This window comes from Ruminococcus champanellensis 18P13 = JCM 17042 (genome assembly GCF_000210095.1).
In the GTDB taxonomy this organism is placed as follows: Bacteria; Bacillota; Clostridia; order Oscillospirales; family Ruminococcaceae; genus Ruminococcus_F; species Ruminococcus_F champanellensis.
In genome coordinates this window covers 1,969,918-1,991,240 of sequence record NC_021039.1, presented here as the reverse complement: position 1 = coordinate 1,991,240, position 21,323 = coordinate 1,969,918, and the positions used below count along the sequence as shown (strand labels likewise).

The window sequence follows — 21,323 nt, the reverse complement described above, 5'->3', positions numbered from 1 at the left end:
ACGCATTCGGTCAGATACTAACAGCAAATCCATCAAAGGAGGTGGAAACATGCAGATCAAAGCAATGGTCACCGGCATTGCCGCCGGGGCAGCAGTGGGCACTGTCTGCTATATGCTTACAGGCTCCAGCGCCCGGCAGCGCCGTCATCTCCGGCATGCCACCGGCCGTGCCCTGCGGGCTGTGGGAGGCATGATGGAGGGCATGTCCGATATGCTCAGATAGCTGTGTTCTTACGATAGGCAAGATAGCTTTCCAGAATGATGGTTGCCGCCACCGCATCCACCACTGCCTTTCGCTTCTTTCCTCTGGTATTGGTCTGGTTCAGATAACGGTGTGCCGAAACCGTGGTACACCGTTCATCCCAGAGCACAGTTTCAATTCCCGCCAGTGTCCTCAGTTTTTCTGCAAACAAGGCGCATTTTTCTGCCCGCTCCCCGATGGTGCCATTCATGTTCTTCGGATACCCCACCACGATCTGCTCCGCACGATGCTCCCTGGCAGCCTCTGCGGTTTTTTGGATACATACTTCAAAATCCGTTTCACTGATAACGCCTGCCGGAGAAGCCAGCAGCTCAGAACGGTCGCAGCATGCAAGCCCGGTGCGTGCATCGCCGAAATCTACTGCAAGAATGATCATGCCTGCGCCTCCTGTTCCCGGTCTATCCCCGGTGTATAGGTCTGATCCGTCAGATACGACTTACCGTCATGCCGGCACCACCTGGACTTTGCCAGAGTGGAAAGCTTCGGCGGCAAATGGGACGCATCATTCTTAAAAATCAGCCGACAATGTCCGGATGCGTCAAATTCCACCTTGGACACGGCGGTATTGTCCGCCCAGCCCACCTGATCCAGGTGACTGATATCCTCACCTGCTGCATAGCAAAGGAAATTCCGGATGGCACAGCCGTGGGATACCACAGCAATGGTCTTGCCGCAATGCCCGGCAGCAATGCCGCATACTGCCTGCCGCATCCGGTCAAATACCTGCTGCATGGACTCCCCACCCTGTACATGAAACAGATGCATCTGCTCCTGCCACAGCCTGTAGGACTCTGGATACAGCCTGGGTAGATCCGCCCAGGGTTTGCCTTCCCACACGCCGCCGTTGATCTCCATCAGCTCGTCCAGATACTGTACCGGCAGTTGGTGATACCGATTCACTGCCGCAGCAGTGACACGGGTGCGCTTCAAGGGACTTGCATACAGCACCTGAATGGGAATGTCCCGGAACCGTTCTGCCAGGCAATCCAACTGCCGCATGCCCTTTTCCGTGACCTCCGTATCCACTCTGCCCTGGAAGGTTTCGTTCACATTGCCTTCTGCTTCCGCATGCCGCACCAGATAGACGGTGGTTACCACGGCTTCACACTTCCTGTCAGTTCTCTTGCAGTGGCAATGTGGTTTTCATCCAGCCACTGGTTCATTTCCCGGATGATCCGGATGGGCGCATAGGGATCTGTAAAGATAGCTGCACCAACCTGTACGGCGGATGCCCCTGCCATCATCAGTTCAATGGCGTCCTTGCCGGTGGTAACGCCCCCCATGCCGATAATGGGGATCCGCACCGCATTGGCACACTGCCACACCATGCGAACCGCAATGGGGAAAATCGCTGCGCCGGACATGCCGCCCATATTGTTTTTGAGAATGGGGCGACGGCTGCGGATATCGATCCGCATGCCCAGCAGGGTGTTGATGAGGGAAAGCGCATCCGCACCGGCTGTCTCCGTTGCCTTTGCGATTTCCGCAATATTGGTCACATTGGGAGAAAGCTTGACCACCAGGGGCTTGGTGGTTGCCTTCCGCACTGCCCGGGTAATGGACTCGGCTCCGGCACAGCTTGCGCCGAACGCCATGCCCCCCTGCTTTACGTTGGGGCAGGAAATATTCAGCTCGATCATGTGAACATCCGTCTGCTCCAACTGCTGTGCGATGGTCACGCATTCCTTCACCGTAGAGCCGGCGATATTCGCCAGGATCACCGTATCCTTCTGCATCAGATAGGGCAGCTCCTTCTTGATGAAGGCATCGATACCCGGATTCTGCAAGCCAACGGAATTCAGCATGCCCCCTGTGGTTTCCGCAATCCGGGGTGCATCGTTGCCATTGCGCTTTGTGATGGTGGTTCCCTTTGTGGCGATGCCGCCAAGCTCCGACAGGGGGAACAGTTCCTCGTATTCATGGCCGTAGCCGAACACACCGGAGGCAGGAATAATGGGGTTCTTGAAGGATACCCCTGCTACATTTACGGACAGATCAGCCATTCCAAGCCACCTCCTTTGCATTGAATACCGGGCCGTCCTTGCACACATGGGCTGCATGGATCTCTCCGTTTGCCAGCTTCATTTTGCATGCACATACCAGGCATGCGCCTATGCCACAGCCCATACGTTCCTCCATGGAAACCTCGCAGAAAATGCCCTGCTCCTCTGCGATCTTTGCAATGGCACGAAGCATGGGGGTAGGGCCACAGGCACAGATCATATCCGGCTTCTCCTGCCGGATCTCCTCCAGCAGAGGTTCCGTCACCATGGCATGCAGACCGGCGGTACCATCATCGGTACAGAGAATGGTTTTCGCTCCGGTCTTTGCAAATTCCTCCTGGAGCATCACTGCCGGCATGCTCCGGAAACCGGAAATGACAGTTGCCCGCTCCCCGTAAATCTCTGCCAGTGCCAGCATGGGAGGTACGCCAATGCCGCCGCCCATTAAGATCACCCGGTTTGCATCCGGCTGGATCGTGAAGCCATGTCCCAAAGGCGCCAGCATATCCACATAATCCCCTGCACGAAGATCCGCCAGCACTGCGGTGCCTTCCCCACGAACCGCAAACACCAATGTCAGAGTGCCTGCCTGTCTGTCGATCTGGCATATGGAGATGGGGCGGCGCAGGGTGCTGCCCTTGGGAAGAATGTGTACGAACTGACCCGGTGCAGCAACGGCCGTGATCTCCGGGCACTCCAGTACGAACCGATACAGATCCTGACCCAGATTATCCTTGCGGATCAGCCGGTATTCGCCTTGCGTATATTTCATAGGATACCCCTTTCCAAACACAACGGGGCGGGATGTGCCCGCCCGTTGCCGTAAGGCTGCATTGCACAATCTCTCTGCGATGCCGCCTTAAATCTTTGTAATATCTACCAGTTCCACATCGGACATCTGACGGCCGGTTTCCAGCACATTTGCCAGTGCCCGGGCGGTATCGATCGCCGTTACGGAGCAGATGGAACGCTCCACCGCTTTCCGGCGCATCTTTACACTGTCTCTTGCAGGCAGTCTGCCGTTTGCAGAAGTGGAGATCACATAGTGGATCTTTCCGCTTTCCAGCAGAGTCAGCACATTTGGCTCCGGCTCGGAAATCTTGTTGATTACGTTCGTAGCAATCATATTCCGGTTCAGCACGCTTGCTGTACCCTCCGTACCGTAGATCTCAAAACCCATGCGGCTGAATTTGTCCGCAATGGGGATCAGCTCCTGCTTGTCCGTATCCCGCACGGAGAACAGCACGCCGCCCTCGCATTTCAGATCATAGCCTGCTGCGACCAGTCCCTTCAGCAGTGCATCCTCAAAGCTGGTGGCAATGCCCAGGCACTCGCCGGTGGACTTCATTTCCGGTCCCAGCATGGTATCCACGTCCTGCAGCTTTTCAAAGCTGAATACGGGAACCTTGACTGCAACGTACTTGCCCTCCGGATACAGACCACTCTGGTAGCCCAGCTCCTTGAGGGTATGTCCCAGCACCAGCTTGGTGGCAATGTCCACCATGGGAATGCCGGTCACCTTGCTGATATAGGGCACCGTTCTGGAGGAACGGGGGTTCACTTCGATGACATAAACCTGGTTGTTGTATACCACATACTGAATATTCACAAGGCCCTTCACATGCAGCTCCATTGCAAGACGGCGGGTATATTCCACGATCGTCTCCCGGATCTCCTTGGAAAGGGTCTGTGCCGGGTATACGGAAATAGAGTCGCCGGAGTGAACGCCTGCACGCTCAATATGCTCCATGATGCCCGGGATCAGGAAGTCGGTACCGTCGCAGATAGCGTCTACCTCAACCTCCGTACCCATCATGTACTTGTCGATCAGTACCGGGTTTTCGATCATGGTGCGGGTGATAATGCCCATGTACTCTACCACATCACTGTCAGAGTGGGCAATGATCATATTCTGTCCGCCCAGTACATAGGAGGGACGCAGCAGAACCGGATAGCCCAGATCATTGGCGGCTGCAACCGCTTCCTTCATGGTCATAACCGTATGTCCGGCCGGACGGGGAATCTGGCAGCGCTCCAGCAGCTCGTCAAAGCGCTCTCTGTCCTCTGCCGCATCAATATCATCCGCAGAGGTACCCAGAATGTTCACGCCCATATCTGCCAGGTGACGGGTCAGCTTGATGGCTGTCTGTCCACCGAACTGTACCACAACGCCGTAGGGCTGTTCAGTCTCGATGATGGATTCCACGTCCTCCTTGGTCAGCGGATCAAAGTACAGTCTGTCGGCTGTATCAAAGTCGGTGGAAACCGTCTCCGGATTGTTGTTGCAGATAATGGCCTCATAGCCCATTTCCTTCAGCGTCCACACACAGTGTACGGAGCAGTAGTCGAACTCGATGCCCTGTCCGATCCGGATGGGGCCGGAACCGAATACGATGACCTTCTTCTTGCCTTTTTCATTCCGCTCGATGAATTCCTTTGCTTCATTTTCCTCATCAAAGGTGGAGTAGAAATAGGGTGTCTCCGCCTTGAACTCTCCGGCACAGGTATCAACCATCTTGAATACTGCACGGCGGCGCAAAGGGCACTTCTGCCCGGAGAACCGCTCAATGGTGCTGTCCAGATAGCCGTACTGCTTGGCAATATTGTATTTTTCCTCAGTGAGTTCTCCCTCTGCCAACCACTTTTCCAGGTTCACCAGGTTCAGCAGCTTGTTCAGGAACCAGTTGTCCACCATGGTCAGCGCATGGATCTGCTCTACGGAGATGCCACGCTTCAGTGCCTCGTAGATCTGGAAGCAGCGCTCATCCTCCACCTTGCCGTCCAGCATTTCCAGGATCTCATCCGTGCTGTAGGCTTCGTATTTCTTCATGTTCAGAGAATCCAGACCCAGCTCAATGGAGCGAACCGCCTTCATCATCGCCTGCTCAAAGCTGGTGCCAATGGACATGACCTCACCGGTAGCCTTCATCTGGGTGCCAAGAGTTCTCTTGGCGTATACAAACTTATCGAACGCCCACTTGGGGAACTTTACAACCACATAGTCGATTGCCGGCTCAAAGCATGCATAGGTCTTGCCGGTAACCTGGTTCAGGATCTCGTCCAGGGTGTAGCCGATGGCGATCCGGGTGGCAACCTTTGCAATGGGATAGCCGGTGGCCTTGGATGCCAGAGCGGAGGAACGGGATACACGGGGGTTTACCTCGATGACCGCATACTCAAAGCTGGTGGGATGCAGGGCAAACTGACAGTTACAGCCGCCCTCTACCTTCAGCTCCTGAATGATGTTGATGGCAGCGGTACGGAGCATCTGATACTCCCGGTCGGACAGCGTCACAGCCGGAGCAATTACGATGCTGTCACCGGTGTGTACGCCAACCGGATCAAAGTTCTCCATGGAGCAGACAGTGATCACATTGCCCTTTCGGTCCCGGATCACCTCAAACTCAATTTCTTTCCAGCCGCTGATGCACTTTTCGATCAACACCTGGGTAATGGGGGAAAGCCTCAGACCATTCTTTGCAATATCCCGCAGCTCCTCCTCATCCGCAGCAATTCCGCCGCCGGTGCCGCCCAGGGTGAATGCCGGACGCACGATCACCGGATAACCGATTTCCTCGGCAAAATCCACCGCATCCTCAATGGTCTCTACCACCTTGGAGGGAATGCAGGGCTCCCCGATCTTTTCCATCGTGTCCTTGAACGCCTGGCGATCCTCCGCCTTGTGGATGGTTTCCGGATCTGCACCAAGCAGCTTTACGTTGTGAGCATCCAGGAAGCCCTCCGCCGCCAGCTGCATGGACAGGGTCAGACCAGTCTGTCCCCCCAGGGTGGACAGGACGCTGTCCGGCTTCTCGATCTCAATGACACGCTTTACGGTTTCCAGGGTCAGAGGCTCGATGTAGATCTTATCCGCCATGGCCTTATCCGTCATGATAGTCGCCGGATTGGAGTTGATGAGCACAACCTCCAGTCCCTCCTGCTTCAGCGCACGACATGCCTGTGTGCCGGCATAGTCAAACTCTGCCGCCTGTCCGATTACGATCGGGCCGGAGCCGATTACCAGTACCTTTTTAATATCACTTCTCAGCGGCATTTCTGTGCTCCTCCTTATAGTTCATCATCTTTGCAACAAATTCATCAAAGGCATACGCAGTGTCCAGGGGACCGCCGTGGGCTTCCGGATGGAACTGTACCGTGTGTGCATCGCAATCCAGATACCGTACGCCCTCACAGGTCTTGTCGTTGGCGTTGATATGTGTCAGCACTGCAACCTTGGGATCCAGGCTGTCTGCAACCACTGCATAGCCGTGATTCTGGCTGGTGACATAGGTTCTGTCATGCTCCAGGTCGATCACAGGCTGGTTGCCGCCCCGGTGGCCATACTTGAGCTTTTCGGTTCTCGCACCATGTGCCAATGCCATGAGCTGATGCCCCAGGCAGATGCCGAAAATCGGGATCCCCAGCTTGCAGATCTCCTTCAGATTCTCAATCACCTCTACATTTTCCTCCGGATTGCCCGGGCCGTTGGACAGCATGATTCCGTCCGGATCGATCTCCCGGATCTGCTCTGCTGTGGTGGTGGCAGGCACTACATACACCTGGCAGCCACGCTCGATCAGCATTCTGCGGATGTTCCGCTTATAGCCAAAGTCAAACAGCACCACACGCAGGGGCGCATCTTCGTCTCCGTACACCCGGATCTGGGTATCAGTCACGCTCTTGACAGCGTCCTTGATGGAGAAAGCCCGGATCTGCTCCAGGTATGCATCCTTGTTGGCATACACATCCTCCGTGGTAATCATACCGTTCATAACGCCGGTTTCCCGGATCATTCTGGTCAGACACCGGGTGTCAATGTTGTGAATGCCGATCACGTTGTGCCGGATCAAAAAGTCATTGATGTTGCCCTCGCAGCGGAAATTGGAGGGGGTATTGCACCATTCCCGGATGATGTAGCCACTCAGGTATGTATCGTTGGACTCTGCGTCCGCCTCATTCACACCATAGTTGCCGATCAACGGAAAGGTCTGGGTTACGATCTGTCCGTAATAGCTGGGATCTGTCAGCGTTTCCTGGTATGCAGTCAAACCGGTGGTAAACACCACTTCGCCGATGACGGTGCCCTTTGCGCCGCAGCTGCGGCCCTCAAAGACTTTGCCGTTTGCAAGGAGCAGATACGCTTTTTCGCCCTGATTAAATAATGACATCTGTTTGCTTCCCCTCTCACTTATTTGATATCGATGTAGGAGGTCAGATCCTCCCGCATGCGGATCGCTTCTCTTCTGGCAGCCTGAGCAAACTCATGCTCATCGCAGCCTTCCTTCTGGTATGCACACATAATGGCACGGGAAGAATTCACAATGGCACCTAAGCCGTTTGCGTCAAACGCACCAGCCACACCAGCTGCGCCGCCTCCCTGCGCCCCGTAGCCGGGAACCAGGAACATGGTGTGAGGCAGGCGGGCACGCAGCTCCCTGAGCTGTTCCGGATAGGTAGCGCCTACCACCGCACCTACGGAGGAGTAGCCGTACTGTCCGATCTGTTCCCTGCCCCAGGCTTCGCACATATCTCCCATAATAGCATAAACCGGAACTCCATCAATCAATCTGTCCTGTAGCTCACCGCTGGAGGGATTGGAGGTCTTGACCAGTACGAAAATGCCCTTGTCATGCTCCTTACAGGTGCGCAGCAGAGGGTTGATCCCGTCGGAGCCCAGATAGCCGTTTACGGTCAATGCATCCGCACCGAAGGGAGTGCACTCATTCTCCCCCACCATGGTGGTGCCCAGATGTGCCGCTGTGTATGCTTCCATGGTAGCGCCAATGTCGTTCCGCTTGCCATCGGTGATGACAAACATGCCCTTAAGCTTTGCATAGCGAATGGTTCGCTCCAGTGTCTTGATGCCATGATGCCCATACATTTCATAGTAAGCAGCCTGGGGCTTGATGGCGGGAACAATGTCGCAGATTGCATCAATGATCTCCTGGTTGAACCGGAAGATCGCCCGGGATGCAGCCTTCAGACTCTCCCCATCCACATCCATATAGGTTTTCTGAATGTAAGAGGGCACATAGGCAAGCTTCGGATCCAGTCCCACAACGGTGGGGTTCTTCATCTCCCGGATTTTCGTAATCAGTCTGTCAAATGACATGACACATCCTCCTTAGTTCTTGTTGTATTGAAAGCGGATCTCTCCGCCGGTTATCGTAGCATGCACTCGACCCCGGAGGGTCATGCCCTTGAATACCGTGTTGTGGGATTTGGAATGCAGCTTGTCCGGATCCACTGTCCAGCTTTCATTCAGATCCACCAGGATCAGCTCTGCATCCGCTCCTTCGTGCAGCCGGGGCACCGGCAGTCCCAGCAGCTTCCGGGGGCTTTCAGCCATCAGCCGGACAATATCCGCCAGCGTCAGTTTTCCGGTATGGTACAGCCCTGTCAGGGTTGCTGCCAAAGAGGTTTCCAATCCGACCACCCCGTTGGGTGCCGTTTCAAAGACCGCCTTTTCCTCCGCACTGTGAGGAGCATGATCCGTTACAATGCAGTCGATGGTACCGTCGCACACGCCCTGTTCCACAGCCAGTCGATCCGTCTCCTCCCGGAGAGGAGGATTCATACGAAAGTCCGCATCCCGGGCCAGCAGCTTTTCCTCCGTCAGCAGGAAGTAATGGGGGCATGTCTCGCAAGTCACCTTGACACCCCTTGCCTTGGCTTGTCGGATCAGTTCCACACTGCCTGCCGTGCTGACGTGCGCAATGTGGATCCGGGATCCGGTTTCCTCCGCCAGGCGGATCTCCCGGGCGGTGATGCTGTCCTCGGACGCCCGATCCATGCCCTTCACGCCCAGCTGTTCGCTGATTTTCCCCTTATGCATGATGCCGCCGTTGATGATTTTCAGATCCTCGCAATGGGAGATAATCAGCAGTCCGTTCCGGATGCTCTCCTCCATGGCTTCCCGCAGCAGTCGGTCGGATTCCACCGGTCTGCCATCGTCGGAAATCGCCCGAACCCCTGCATGGATCAAGGCATCATACTCGCAAAGTGCCTTTCCCTGCATACTCTGGGTGATACACCCTACCGGATACACCTTTACGCCGGTATCCGCTGCCTGTTCCAGGATGTACTGCACCGTTTCCGGAGAATCAATGGGAGGCTTGGTGTTGGGCATGCATGCCACACCGGTCACACCTCCTGCCAGAGCTGCCGCCGCTCCGGTGTGGATATCCTCCTTATAAGTCAGCCCCGGATCCCGGAAATGCACATGCATATCAAACAGACCCGGCAGTGCTGTCAGCCCGTCAGCCCGGATTACTTGATCCGCAGGCTCCCGGATGTTGCCGATTTTCTGGATCTTTCCATCCCGGATCAGCATGTCGCATACTGTGCCGTTCAGGGTCACATTCTGAATCAGAATCCTATTCATTCAGCCCTCCTCCGCATACAAAAAAACACCATCGGCATTGTCGAGCTCCGTCATTTTCACCCGCACTGTTTCCTCCCCGGAAGTGGGGAGATTCTTTCCCACATAATCCGGACGGATGGGCAGCTCCCGGTGTCCTCTGTCCACCAGTGCCGCCAGCTGGATGCAATCCGGTCTGCCCCGGGTAATGAGGGCGTCAATCGCCGCCCGTGTGGTTCGCCCGGTGCAGATCACGTCATCCACAATGACTACTCGCATGCCGTTGATGTCAAAATCGATCTTTGTTTTTTCCGGTAAATCAGATTCCTTCTTGTCGTCCCGATAAGGGGTGATATCCAGTGCGCCGCAGGGCACGGTCACATGCTCCAGGGACTGGATCTTAGCGCTGATCCGTTTGGCAAGTACTGCGCCCCTGGAGAAGATTCCCACCAGGCACACGCCCTCCGTTCCCTTGTTCCGCTCCAGGATCTCGTAGGTGATCCGGGTAATTGCACGCTCCATGGCGCTTGCATCCATAATCACACGGGTCTTCAACCAAACCGCTCCTTTCAACAAAAAACGTGCACCGGCTGACCGATGCACGTAGCTTGCAGAAAACCAGGGCTTACACTGCCCCCGACTCCGATTCTATTGCACCTTGTCAACCTCACAGGATCAACTTAAAGGTTTCATTTGTACTAGTATATCATACTTTGCAGCATTTGTCCAGTATTTTTTTCAAATTTATGACCGCATCCGCCGAAAAAAGCGGAGAAGCCGGACGAATCCCATGCAAGCAGCAATCAGAATGCAGGGAATGGTCATCAAATATGCGTTTTTCGCAAGCTGCACCTGCTGGGGCTTTGGTGCGCCGATGGTGAGAAATCTGCCGCAGCCGAACACTACTTTCATGTTTCATCCTCCGGCTGGGCAATCAAAAACTTGATACGCTTGCCCTCATCTGTGAACATTTTTTCGTGCTCTGTTTCCAGATTTTCTGCAAATCCGCTGGCATGCAGATCCCGGGTCTGATAGGTAATCCGGTAGCCGCACGCCGGCAGGTATTCCAGCGTTTCCTCGAATAGCTCATCATCATCCGTCTTAAACCACAATTCCCCGGTCAGAAACGCCTTGTACTGCATCAGCTGTCTTGGATGGGTAAGACGGCGTTTTTTATGCTTCGGGCGAGGCCAGGGGTTGCAGAAATTGATGTAGATCCTGTCCACCCGATCCTCCGGCGCAAAGGCATCCGAAATATAGGAGATATTGAAAATGGCGATTTTCACGTTCTCCGCCGGCTGTTGTGCTGCCGCATATGCCGCTTCCAGTTTCCGCTTTGCAAGCCCCAGCATCTCATTTTTGATATCCAGAGCAATCAGATTCACCTGGGGGTATTGCAGCACCGCCTGGGAGATCCAGCCCCCCTTACCGCAGCCCAGTTCCAGATACAAAGGGCATCCCGGCTGGGAAAACTGCTCCCGCCAATGCCCCCGCAAGGTCTTTGGCTCCGGCACATAGAAGGGGCATGCCTCCAATTCCGGCTTTGCCCACGCCTTATGTCTGATCCGCATAGTCCCTTACTTTCCGCATGCCAGCGCACGCTGACCAATGTCCTTCCGGTAATGCGCACCCTCAAACCGGATCTGCTCCACCGCCGCATAGGCACCATCCAGCGCCTGCTGTAAGGTGTCCCCTGCTACAGTCACACCAAGCACTCTGCCGCCGGCAGTCAGGAAGGTACCGTTTTCATACCTGGTACCTGCATGGTACACGAAAGCAGAATCCAGCTGTCCCTTTTCGTTCAGCCCGGAAATGGGCAGACCGGTAGCATACTTCTTGGGGTATCCGCCGCTTGCCATAATGACGCATGCCACACAGCCCTTTTTCCACTGGATGTCCAGCTGATCCAGAGTACCTGCGTGAATGGCCTTGATAATGTCCACAAAGTCCGTTTCCAGCAGGGGCAGAACCACCTGGGTCTCTGGATCCCCGAACCGACAGTTGTACTCGATCACCTTGGGACCATTGGGGGTCAGCATCAGACCAAAGTACAGACAACCCTTGAAGGCTCTGCCTTCCTTCGCCATAGCATCCACCGTAGGCAGGAAGATGGTTTTCATGCACACGTCCGCAATTTCCTCAGTATAGTAAGGATTGGGAGAAACCGTACCCATACCGCCGGTGTTCAGTCCCTGATCTCCGTCGTTTGCCCGCTTGTGATCCATGGAGGAGATCATGGGACGCACGGTCTTGCCGTCTGTAAAGCACAGCACAGAAACCTCAGGTCCGGTGAGGAACTCCTCCACCACGATCTGTGCGCCGCTTTCGCCGAAGATCTTATCCTCCATCATGGAGCGCACCGCAGCTTCTGCCTCGGCAAAATCCTGCGCCAGCACCACGCCCTTGCCCAGCGCAAGACCATCCGCCTTAATCACAGTGGGGTATGTATTCTTCGCCTTGATGTAGGCAATCGCTTGATCCGGCTGGGTAAAGACCTCATATCCGGCAGTGGGAATGCCGTACTGCTTCATCAGCTGCTTGGAGAATACCTTGCTGCCTTCGATGATGGCAGCAGCCTTGCTGGGGCCAAAGGTCATAAAGCCCTCCGCCTCCATGGCGTCCACCATACCCAGCACCAGCGGATCATCCGGTGCCACAAACACAATATCCACTGCCAGTTCCTTCGCCAGCTTTACCATACCATCAATATCCGTTGCCTTTACCGGATAACAGGTTGCAAACTGTGCAATGCCTCCATTGCCCGGTGCGCAATACAGAGCATCCACCTGCTTGCTTTCCGCAAGCTTCATAATAATGGCATGCTCTCTCCCGCCGCCGCCAACTACTAAAATCTTCATTTCTTTCCTCCAGCTTGTTTGTGATGCTCCATCAATGGTGGAACAGACGGATGCCGGTAAACGCCATAGCAATCCCGTACTTATTGCAGGTCTCGATCACGTTATCATCCCGGATAGAACCGCCAGGCTGCGCAATGTATGCAACGCCGCTCTTTTTAGCCCGTTCGATGTTGTCGCCAAAGGGGAAGAATGCGTCAGAGCCCAAGCATACATCCGTATTCTTTGCAAGCCATGCCTGTTTTTCTTCCTTGGTAAATACCGCAGGCTTTACCTTGAAGATCTGTTCCCATGCGCCGTCTGCCAGCACATCCATGTATTCATCGGAAATGTATACGTCAATGGCATTGTCCCGGTCTGCCCGACGAATGCCGTCTACAAACTGCAGACCAAGCACCTGGGGAGACTGACGGAGCCACCAGTTGTCCGCCTTATTGCCAGCCAGACGGGTACAGTGGATTCTGGACTGCTGCCCGGCGCCGATGCCAATGGCCTGCCCGTCCTTCACATAGCATACGGAGTTGGACTGGGTATATTTCAGTGTGATCAGAGAGATCAGCAGATCCCGCTTCTTGTCATCGGGAATGTTCTGATTGTCCGTTACCACATGCTCCAGCAGCGCATTGTCGATCTTCAGATCATTTCTGCCCTGCTCAAAGGTCACGCCGAATACCTGCTTGCGCTCAATGGGGGCAGGCTCATAGCTTTCATCGATCTGGATGATGTTGTAGGTGCCCTTCCGCTTGGACTTGAGGATCTCCAACGCTTCCGGCTCATAACCCGGGGCAATGATGCCGTCGGATACTTCACGCTGGATCATTTTTGCAGTGGGCACGTCGCATACATCGGACAGGGCGATAAAATCCCCGTAGGAGGACATGCGATCAGCGCCTCTTGCTCTTGCATAGGCACTTGCCAGAGGAGAAAGCTCTCCCAGATCATCTACAAAATAGATCTGCTTGAGGGTGTCAGACAGAGGTGCGCCCACTGCTGCTCCGGCAGGAGATACATGCTTGAAGGAGGTTGCGGCACACATGCCGGTAGCCTGCTTCAGCTCCCGTACCAGCTGCCAGCCGTTGAAGGCATCCAGTAGATTGATATAGCCTGGCTTGCCGTTCAGCACCGTAATGGGCAGCTCCCCGGATTCCATATAGATTCTGGACGGCTTCTGGTTGGGATTGCAGCCGTATTTCAAAAACATTTCGTTCGCCATGATGTTCTACCCCTCTCAGGAATTTTTGTTGATGATCTTGGAAATGGTGTCCCCGGTGTGCAGGTCAATGTACCGCACAAACAGAGAAACCTTATTGTCCGGATTCAGGCTGTCCCACAGCTGACGGGCAAATTCCGTGATGTCATTCGGAACTCCTACCAGCTTGGGTTCACCCTCAAAGCTGGGCAGCGGATTGCCGTCCCCCTGATAGGTGTGGATGAAGTGACCCTGCCCGCTGATGGGATTTTTATAAGTAAAGGTGAAACGCTGACAAGAGGACGGATCCCCGTTTGCACTCTTGAGGATGGACAGTGCGTAGTTAAAGTCCTCCTTATCGTGCTTGATGACGCCGGAAATGCGGGGTGTATAATTGGGTGCATCCGGTTCAAACTCCCGGCTGCGCAGGGACTGCTCAAAGGTGAGCTGGTTGTTCATGCCATCATAAATGGTGTCGGTCTGATCCCCATTGGTGACGATGGTTTTATTACCCAACACACGCACCGGTGCATAAATAATCAGACTGGGATCGGTAAGCTTGCTTTCGTCAAACGCCTGGGTACGGATGCCCAGCCCATCGTTGACAAAGACCCGGTTCCGGCTGTTTTCGCTGCGGCCCATGATAAAATAAACCGCAACCGCATGCTTGCCGTCCTGGCTTTTGCCCAGCATAATGCCCCGACCAGGGTACGCATTGTTCTTCAGTTCCTCAAAAATTGAACGCATTTCCATTGTCAGCATCTCCTCTTATCAAATTGATCCGTGAATCACAGTACGGCCGTCCCGCACCTCAATTTTATCCTGGCAGAACAGGGATACAGCCTGGGGAAGGATCTTCCACTCTGCCTGTTCCATGATCCGCCGCTGCAGCGTCTCCGGTGTGTCATCGTCCTGCACGTCTACTGCTTTCTGCAAAATAATGGGGCCTCCATCGCAGACCTCGGTTACAAAATGCACCGTTGCGCCGCTGACCTTCACACCTGCTGCCAGTGCAGACTCGTGTACATGCAGCCCGTAGAAGCCCTTGCCGCAAAAGCTTGGGATCAGTGCCGGATGCACATTCATCATACGGTTCGGATACGCCCGGCAGACGCTCTCGTCCAGAATGGTCATAAAGCCCGCATACACCACCAGATCCGCCTGTTCCTCCTGCAAAGCTGCGAGAATTGCACGGGAATAGGACGCAACATCCGGATACTCCTTCCGCACCAGCACACGAGTCGGAATCCCGTTTTCTCTGGCACGGGTCAGAGCGTAGGCATCTGCCTTGGAGGAGATCACGCATGTGATCCTTCCCCCGATGATCTCTCCCCGGTTCTGGGCATCGATCAGAGCCTGGAGATTGGTGCCGCCGCCGGAAACCAGCACAACAATACGCTTGTCAGTATGCTGCATACGCTGTCCTCCTTGCATCAGCAGATGATTACGCCTTCCTCGCTCTCAACCAGCTCACCCAGCACGTAAGCATGCTCGCCGGCTGCATTGAGAATGGAAATGGCTTTATCCGCATCCTGCTTGTCTACGGAAACGATCATGCCCACACCCATATTGAAGGTGTTGAACATATCACGCTCCGGAATGTGACCGGTTCTTGCGATCAGATCGAAGATGGGCAGCACCTGCACCGCACTGCGTTCGATCTTTGCGCTGATGCCCTTGGGCAGGCTCCGGGGAATGTTCTCGTAGAAGCCGCCGCCGGTAATGTGGGAAATCGCCTTGACGTTTACCTGTTCCAGCAGGGACAGAATGGACTTTACATAGATCTTCGTGGGAGTCAGCAGGCATTCACCCAGGGAAGTACCCAGATCCGCAAACTGTCTGCCCAGCGTCTCCTCATTTACAGTAAATACCTTCCGAACCAGGGAGAAACCGTTGGAATGTACACCGCTGGATGCCAGTGCAATCAGCACATCCCCAGCCTTCTGGGTATCCGGCTTCAGGATCTTGTCCTTGTCCACAACGCCTACGGAGAATCCGGCAAGGTCGTACTCATCCACCGGATAAAATCCGGGCATTTCTGCGGTCTCGCCCCCTACCAGGGCGCATCCGGACTGTACACAGCCCTCTGCAACGCCGGAAACGATATCAGCAACCTTTTCGGGATAGTTCTTGCCCACAGCAATGTAATCCAGGAAAAACTGAGGCTTTGCGCCGCAGCAGATGATATCGTTGACGCACATTGCCACGCAGTCAATGCCCACGGTGCTGTGCTTGTCCATCAGAAATGCGATCTTCAGCTTCGTGCCAACGCCATCCGTGCCGGACACCAGAACCGGCTTGCTGATCCCGGTCATATCCAGCTCAAACAGTCCGCCGAAGCCGCCGATGCCGGACAGCACGCCGCTTGTCATGGTTCGTGCCACATGTGCCTTCATCAATTCTACCGCACGGTAGCCGGCAGTCACGTCCACGCCTGCCTTTTTGTAACTTTCAGAATAGCTATTCATCAGAACCTCCGTTATTCTCCGATTTTACGTTCAAATTTATCCTTGGGCATCTCCTTGGGTACCGGGATCGGATATTCACCGGTGAAGCAGCCCGTACAGAAATCACAGTGATCGTTTGCAGCGATTGCCTTTACCCCATCCACGCTCAGGTATCCAAGTGAATCCGCTCCAAGCTCCTTGCAGATGCCCTCCACAGGCAGCCGGCAGGCAATCAGCTTATCCTTGCTGTCGATATCTGTGCCGAAATAGCAGGGATTGGTAAAAGGCGGACTGGAAATGCGTACATGTACTTCCTTTGCCCCAGCCTCCCGGATCAGACTGACAATCCGGGCAGAGGTGGTACCCCGCACAATGCTGTCATCCACCAGAATCACGCGCTTACCGGCTACCACATCCCGTACCACATTCAGCTTGATGCGCACCGCATCCGTCCGCTCCTTCTGGGTGGGCTGGATGAAGGTTCTGCCCACATAGCGGTTCTTGATGAATCCCACTCCATAGGGAATGCCGGATGCATGGGACAGACCCAGTGCCGCATCCAGACCGCTGTCCGGCACGCCGATCACCACATCCGCCTCTACGGGATGCTCCTTCCAGAGGATCTCCCCTGCTCGGAGCCGGGCACGGTGTACGCAGACGCCTTCAATCACGGAATCCGGCCGGGCAAAGTATACATACTCAAACACGCAGATATTGCACCGCTTGCCGCAATGGGAACGGATGGAACGAGCCCCCTCCTTGTCCACCACCACGATCTCCCCCGGGTCAAGATCCCGGATAAAAGCAGCGCCGATGCTGTCCAGAGCGCAGCTTTCAGAGGTGAACACCAAAGAGCCGTCCGGACACTTGCCCATGCAGAGCGGTCGGAACCCATTGGGATCCCGTGCGGCGATCAGCTTGGTGGGAGACATGATCACCAGGGAGTATGCCCCTTTGAATCGGTACATGGCTTGCTCCACCGCCGTTTCGATAGAGGGGAACTTCAGCCGCTGCTCCGTAATGGCATAGGAAATCACTTCCGTGTCATTGGTGGTATGGAAAATGGCGCCCTTCAGCTCATATTCCTCCCGAAGCTCTGCCGCATTGACCAGGTTGCCGTTATGGGCAATGGCCATAGGGCCTTTTACATGCCGCACAACCAAAGGCTGCGCATTGGCACGGTTATTGCCGCCGGTGGTGCCGTAGCGCACATGCCCGATGGCAATGTTCCCAAGCCCCAGCTTTTCCATATGGGACTGGTTGAATACCTCCGGCACCAGCCCAAGATCCTTATGATAGGAAAACACACCCTTGTCATTGACTACAATGCCGCAGCTTTCCTGTCCCCGGTGCTGCAGCGCATACAGCGCCATATAGGTCTTGGCTGCCACATCCCCAGTCTGCTGACTGAAAATACCGAATACACCGCATTCCTCATGGATACCTGTTACCAATTGAACCTCATTCCCTTCCGTTCCAGCAGTATGTACAAAGCTCACACTGGGGCCTGCCCACCGCCTTGACAGTACCCTCCAGCGACTGGAATTCCAGAGAGGTCAGCTTCAGACGCCTGCAGATTTCGTCCCGCAGCAGCTTCCCTCGTTCTGTGGTCGAATCGCTGTATTCCTCAATGTACTTTACGCCTTCCGCACCCTCCTGCTCGTCAATGATCTGCCGTGCGATCAGCTCCAGCTCGGAGGTGCTTCTGGAAAAGTTCAGATATTTGCAGCCGTACATGATGGGCGGACATGCAGAGCGCATATGCACTTCCTTGGCACCGTTTTCATACAGAAATTCCACGGTTTCCCGCATCTGGGTGCCCCGGACAATGCTGTCATCCACAAACAAAAGCTTCTTGCCTTCAATCAGCTCGTGCACCGGAATCAGCTTCATTTTCGCAACCCGGTTCCGCATGGACTGGTTTGCAGGCATAAAGCTCCTGGGCCAGGTAGGCGTATATTTGATAAAAGGTCTTGCAAATGGAATGCCGCTCCGGTTTGCGTATCCAATGGCATGGGGCACACCGGAATCCGGGATGCCGCAAACATAGTCCACCTCCGGCAGCCTGCCGTTTTTCATATCGTTTTCCGCCATGATCTCCCCGTTCCGGGTTCGCATGACTTCTACATTGACTCCCTCATAGCATGCAGTGGGATAGCCATAGTACGTCCACAGGAAGGTACAGATTTTTTTCTGTTCCGTACCAGGACTGAGAATTTCAAATCCATCCTTGGTGATCCTGGTGATTTCCCCTGCCTGTAGCTCATGACAGGTAGAATAGCCTAGCTTCTGATAGGCAAAGGATTCAAAGGAGAAGCAGTAGCCGTCCGACCTTCTGCCAATGAGAATGGGCAGACGACCGTCCTTGTCCCGAGCCACTATAATGGAGTGTTCCGTCATCAGCACCAGGGACATGGTACCCTGGATTTTGCCTTGGGCATAGCGGATGCCCTCCACAAAGCTGTCCTTCTGGGCGATCAGCGCACCGATCAGCCCGGCAGAGTTGATGGCGCCGCTGCTCATGGTCTCGAAATTCGCACAGCCCCTTTCCAACAGCTCATCCGCCAGTGCGGCAGCGTTGGTAATGATGCCGATGGAGCACAGGGCATACAGCCCAAGCTTGGAACGAACCATAATGGGCTGGGGATCCGTATCGCTGATACAGCCGATACAGATATTCCCCCGCATTTTCTCCACGTCTTTTTCAAACTTTGTCCGGAAGGGAGAGCTTTCAATGCTGTGGATATTTCTCTGAAAGCCAAGCTCCGGGGCATAGGAGGTCATACCGCCCCGACGCGTACCCAGATGGGAGTGATAGTCCGTGCCGAAGAACACGTCCTGGATGCAGTCATTGGCAGATGCTGCTCCGAAAAAACCGCCCATACGCCTTATTCTCCCATAACTCGCTTAATCATTTCCTGATAAGCTTCTTCCACGCCGCCCATATCTCTTCTGAATCTGTCCTTATCCAGCTTTTCGTGGGTCTTGGAATCCCAGAACCGACAGGTGTCCGGAGAGATCTCGTCCGCCAGCAGGATCTGACCGTGGAACCGACCGAATTCGATCTTGAAATCAATCAGGTCAATGCCAATGTTCTTGAAGAAGCCCTTCATAAATTCGTTTACCTTGAAGGCATACTTGGTGATATCCTCGATCTCCTGCTCCGTTGCTAGGCCCAGACCCAGTGCGTAATACTTGTTGATAAAGGGATCCCCCAGCTCATCGCACTTGTAGCTGAATTCCAGGGTAGGCTGCTTCAGAGGTGTACCCTCTGCAATGCCCAGCTTCTTGGAAAAGCTGCCTGCTGCCACGTTTCTGACGATAACCTCCAGGGGAACGATTTCCACCTTCTTGACAATGGTTTCCCGGTCGGAGATCTCCTCTACCAGATGGGTCGGAACACCCTCCTTCTCCAACAGCTTGAGCATATAGTTGGTCATCTTGTTGTTGATAGCACCCTTGCCAACGATGGTGCCCTTCTTCTCTCCGTTGAATGCAGTGGCATCGTCCTTGTAGTCCACGATCACCAGATCCGGATCATTGGTGGCATACACCTTCTTTGCCTTGCCTTCATAGAGCTGCTCAGTTTTCTGAATGTTCATTGTCATTTCCTCCATATATCTCAAACTTTGGGTTCCCATGATTCCGTGCAGGATTACAGTGCTGCAACCCGCTCCTGCATCGCCTTGTCCTTTTCCAGAACGCCAGCCTCCATCTTTGCCTTCCGGGCAATGAGCTGTTCCTTCAGTGCCGGATCCGAAAGTGCCAGCATCTGTACTGCCAGGATCGCAGCATTGGCAGCCCCATCAATGGCAACAGTCGCCACCGGAATACCGCTGGGCATCTGTACGGTCGCCAGCAAGGCATCCAGCCCATCCAGGGTTGAGGACTTCACCGGAATGCCAATGACCGGCTTCACCGTATGGGCTGCCAGCACCCCTGCCAGATGAGCTGCCTTTCCTGCCGCCGCAATGATCACATCCACATCATTGTCACAGGTCGCCTTTGCAAAAGCAGCCGCCTGCTCCGGAGTCCGGTGTGCGGACATCACATGCACCTCATATGCCACACCAAATGCCTTCAATTCTTCAATAGCTGCCTTGACAACCGGGAAGTCACTGTCGCTTCCCATAATAACTGCTACTTTACTCATGCTTTTCTCCGGACGATTGCTCGTCCGCTCCTTTCGTTGAATCCATAATCACCTGACCGGTCTGCATATCCACCGGCTGCTCCTCCACGCTGTACAGCAGCAAAAGCCCGTCCGCATCCCGCCGCATCCGCAGGATCAGGTTGGAAGCCTGGGGCACCACTCCCGCATCCGTTTTCAGCCGATAGCAGAACCGGAAGGTGCAGGCGTAGCGCAGCACCGGCTCGCTTTCGTCCCACTCCGTATCCAGCAGAGTCATGGAGGTAAAATACCGGTTCTGCATCCGGTGTTCATCAATGACCGCACTGTAGGAATCCGCCGCAGTAATGCTGTAAACATCGCTGTAATCCTGTCGCAGCATCGCTTTCAGATACTGTTGAGAAAGCTGCGCCAGCTGCGCCAGCACCGTATAGCTTTCCACCCCTGCCAGATCCTCAGCGTCAAAGGAAAAGTACAGTGGCTCTCCTGCCAGTACCGTGCGCATGGTAACTGCCGTCATGCGAATGGTGCTGCCGCTGACTTCTGCGGTATACTGTGCCGTGCCGGACATGAGACGCAGAACTCCATCCTCAGCCACGCAGCTGTCCCATGCCTGAGAAAGCAGCTGCTGTCCTTCGGTGTTATAAAGGATGGTTTTTTCATCCTCTGCTGTCACTGCTGCAAGGATCTGTCCGGTCAGAGGAGTGATGGAACTGTAAGCAAAGGGAATACGCACGTTTTCGTTGATCTGGATCATGCCGTACCGCAGGGCGCCGCCTGTTCTGCGAGAAACAAGCAGCGTCTGCTCTCCGGCAAAAGACAGGGAATTCCATTCCGCATCCACCAGCACACGATCGTTTTCATTCCGCACACCATACAGTCCGGTGTCATCGTCCTGAAAGATGTAATATTCCTCACGGCCGGCAGGCTGTGTGGTTTTGCTGTCACCAGTATCCTGGGTGGTGTCCAGATTCAGTTTGATCAGTCCGGTTCCCAGCGCTACGATCACGACCGCCAGCACCAGCATCAGAAGCCGTATCCGCCGTGTCACACCCGTTCCTCCTTTGCCCCATGCCCA

General features: G+C 54.7%; 22 protein-coding genes. 1 reads left to right on the top strand and 21 read right to left on the bottom strand.

Annotation, left to right across the window (positions count from 1 at the left end; all coding sequences use genetic code 11):
• Positions 1-49: 49 nt before the first annotated feature.
• On the top strand, positions 50-223 hold the full coding sequence (locus RUM_RS12705) for a hypothetical protein (RefSeq protein ID WP_015558829.1): 174 nt from the start codon (positions 50-52) through the stop codon (positions 221-223).
• On the opposite strand, the gene ruvX is transcribed toward RUM_RS12705, so the two are convergent.
• The 21 genes from ruvX to RUM_RS09020 form a co-directional block, all read right to left on the bottom strand.
• Complete coding sequence (ruvX, locus tag RUM_RS09115; RefSeq protein ID WP_015558828.1) at positions 216-638, bottom strand: Holliday junction resolvase RuvX; 423 nt, start codon at positions 636-638, stop codon at positions 216-218. The two genes, RUM_RS12705 and ruvX, sit on opposite strands and share 8 nt — an antisense overlap.
• Positions 635-1,360, bottom strand: coding sequence for a histidine phosphatase family protein (locus RUM_RS09110; protein WP_049775540.1), 726 nt, complete (start codon positions 1,358-1,360; stop codon positions 635-637). The genes ruvX and RUM_RS09110 overlap by 4 nt, the downstream gene beginning before the upstream one ends.
• Positions 1,354-2,265, bottom strand: a complete 912-nt coding sequence (locus RUM_RS09105; protein ID WP_015558827.1) for a dihydroorotate dehydrogenase — start codon at positions 2,263-2,265, stop codon at positions 1,354-1,356. Before RUM_RS09105 ends, RUM_RS09110 begins: the two co-directional genes overlap by 7 nt.
• The gene (locus tag RUM_RS09100) at positions 2,258-3,037 is read right to left on the bottom strand and encodes a dihydroorotate dehydrogenase electron transfer subunit (RefSeq protein ID WP_015558826.1); all 780 of its coding nucleotides are present in this window, start codon (positions 3,035-3,037) and stop codon (positions 2,258-2,260) included. Before RUM_RS09100 ends, RUM_RS09105 begins: the two co-directional genes overlap by 8 nt.
• An 87-nt stretch (positions 3,038-3,124) precedes the next feature.
• Positions 3,125-6,319: a carbamoyl-phosphate synthase large subunit gene (gene carB / locus RUM_RS09095; protein WP_015558825.1), complete on the bottom strand. Its 3,195-nt coding sequence runs from the start codon at positions 6,317-6,319 to the stop codon at positions 3,125-3,127.
• Entirely contained in the window at positions 6,303-7,433 is a 1,131-nt protein-coding gene (locus RUM_RS09090) for a carbamoyl phosphate synthase small subunit (protein WP_015558824.1), read from the bottom strand. Before RUM_RS09090 ends, carB begins: the two co-directional genes overlap by 17 nt.
• 20 nt (positions 7,434-7,453) lie before the next feature.
• Entirely contained in the window at positions 7,454-8,377 is a 924-nt protein-coding gene (gene pyrF / locus RUM_RS09085; RefSeq protein WP_015558823.1) for an orotidine-5'-phosphate decarboxylase, read from the bottom strand.
• 12 nt (positions 8,378-8,389) lie between these two features.
• Positions 8,390-9,649 carry a dihydroorotase gene (locus RUM_RS09080; protein WP_015558822.1) on the bottom strand — a complete coding sequence of 420 codons (1,260 nt, stop codon included), beginning with the start codon at positions 9,647-9,649 and terminating at the stop codon, positions 8,390-8,392.
• Complete coding sequence (pyrR, locus tag RUM_RS09075) at positions 9,650-10,180, bottom strand: bifunctional pyr operon transcriptional regulator/uracil phosphoribosyltransferase PyrR (protein ID WP_276694780.1); 531 nt, start codon at positions 10,178-10,180, stop codon at positions 9,650-9,652.
• A 189-nt stretch (positions 10,181-10,369) separates the two neighbouring features.
• Positions 10,370-10,537 (bottom strand): hypothetical protein, encoded by a 168-nt coding sequence (locus RUM_RS12700; protein ID WP_015558821.1) that lies wholly within the window; start codon positions 10,535-10,537, stop codon positions 10,370-10,372.
• Positions 10,534-11,196, bottom strand: coding sequence for a tRNA (guanosine(46)-N7)-methyltransferase TrmB (trmB, locus tag RUM_RS09070; RefSeq protein ID WP_015558820.1), 663 nt, complete (start codon positions 11,194-11,196; stop codon positions 10,534-10,536). Before trmB ends, RUM_RS12700 begins: the two co-directional genes overlap by 4 nt.
• Positions 11,197-11,202: 6 nt before the next feature.
• Complete coding sequence (gene purD, locus RUM_RS09065; RefSeq protein WP_015558819.1) at positions 11,203-12,483, bottom strand: phosphoribosylamine--glycine ligase; 1,281 nt, start codon at positions 12,481-12,483, stop codon at positions 11,203-11,205.
• A 31-nt stretch (positions 12,484-12,514) separates the two neighbouring features.
• Positions 12,515-13,693 carry a phosphoribosylaminoimidazolecarboxamide formyltransferase gene (locus tag RUM_RS09060; RefSeq protein WP_015558818.1) on the bottom strand — a complete coding sequence of 393 codons (1,179 nt, stop codon included), beginning with the start codon at positions 13,691-13,693 and terminating at the stop codon, positions 12,515-12,517.
• A 15-nt stretch (positions 13,694-13,708) separates the two neighbouring features.
• Complete coding sequence (locus tag RUM_RS09055) at positions 13,709-14,422, bottom strand: IMP cyclohydrolase (protein WP_015558817.1); 714 nt, start codon at positions 14,420-14,422, stop codon at positions 13,709-13,711.
• A gap of 18 nt (positions 14,423-14,440) precedes the next feature.
• The gene (purN, locus tag RUM_RS09050) at positions 14,441-15,085 is read right to left on the bottom strand and encodes a phosphoribosylglycinamide formyltransferase (RefSeq protein WP_015558816.1); all 645 of its coding nucleotides are present in this window, start codon (positions 15,083-15,085) and stop codon (positions 14,441-14,443) included.
• A gap of 17 nt (positions 15,086-15,102) precedes the next feature.
• On the bottom strand, positions 15,103-16,137 hold the full coding sequence (purM, locus tag RUM_RS09045) for a phosphoribosylformylglycinamidine cyclo-ligase (RefSeq protein WP_015558815.1): 1,035 nt from the start codon (positions 16,135-16,137) through the stop codon (positions 15,103-15,105).
• Between the two features lie 11 nt (positions 16,138-16,148).
• Positions 16,149-17,570, bottom strand: a complete 1,422-nt coding sequence (gene purF / locus RUM_RS09040) for an amidophosphoribosyltransferase (protein ID WP_041326382.1) — start codon at positions 17,568-17,570, stop codon at positions 16,149-16,151.
• Positions 17,571-17,577: 7 nt separating this feature from the next.
• Positions 17,578-18,999 carry an amidophosphoribosyltransferase gene (locus RUM_RS09035; RefSeq protein ID WP_015558814.1) on the bottom strand — a complete coding sequence of 474 codons (1,422 nt, stop codon included), beginning with the start codon at positions 18,997-18,999 and terminating at the stop codon, positions 17,578-17,580.
• A 5-nt stretch (positions 19,000-19,004) separates the two neighbouring features.
• The gene (gene purC, locus RUM_RS09030) at positions 19,005-19,718 is read right to left on the bottom strand and encodes a phosphoribosylaminoimidazolesuccinocarboxamide synthase (RefSeq protein ID WP_015558813.1); all 714 of its coding nucleotides are present in this window, start codon (positions 19,716-19,718) and stop codon (positions 19,005-19,007) included.
• Between the two features lie 53 nt (positions 19,719-19,771).
• Positions 19,772-20,269 carry a 5-(carboxyamino)imidazole ribonucleotide mutase gene (gene purE / locus RUM_RS09025; RefSeq protein ID WP_022357978.1) on the bottom strand — a complete coding sequence of 166 codons (498 nt, stop codon included), beginning with the start codon at positions 20,267-20,269 and terminating at the stop codon, positions 19,772-19,774.
• The gene (locus tag RUM_RS09020) at positions 20,262-21,296 is read right to left on the bottom strand and encodes a hypothetical protein (protein ID WP_041326381.1); all 1,035 of its coding nucleotides are present in this window, start codon (positions 21,294-21,296) and stop codon (positions 20,262-20,264) included. The genes purE and RUM_RS09020 overlap by 8 nt, the downstream gene beginning before the upstream one ends.
• Positions 21,297-21,323: the final 27 nt, after the last annotated feature.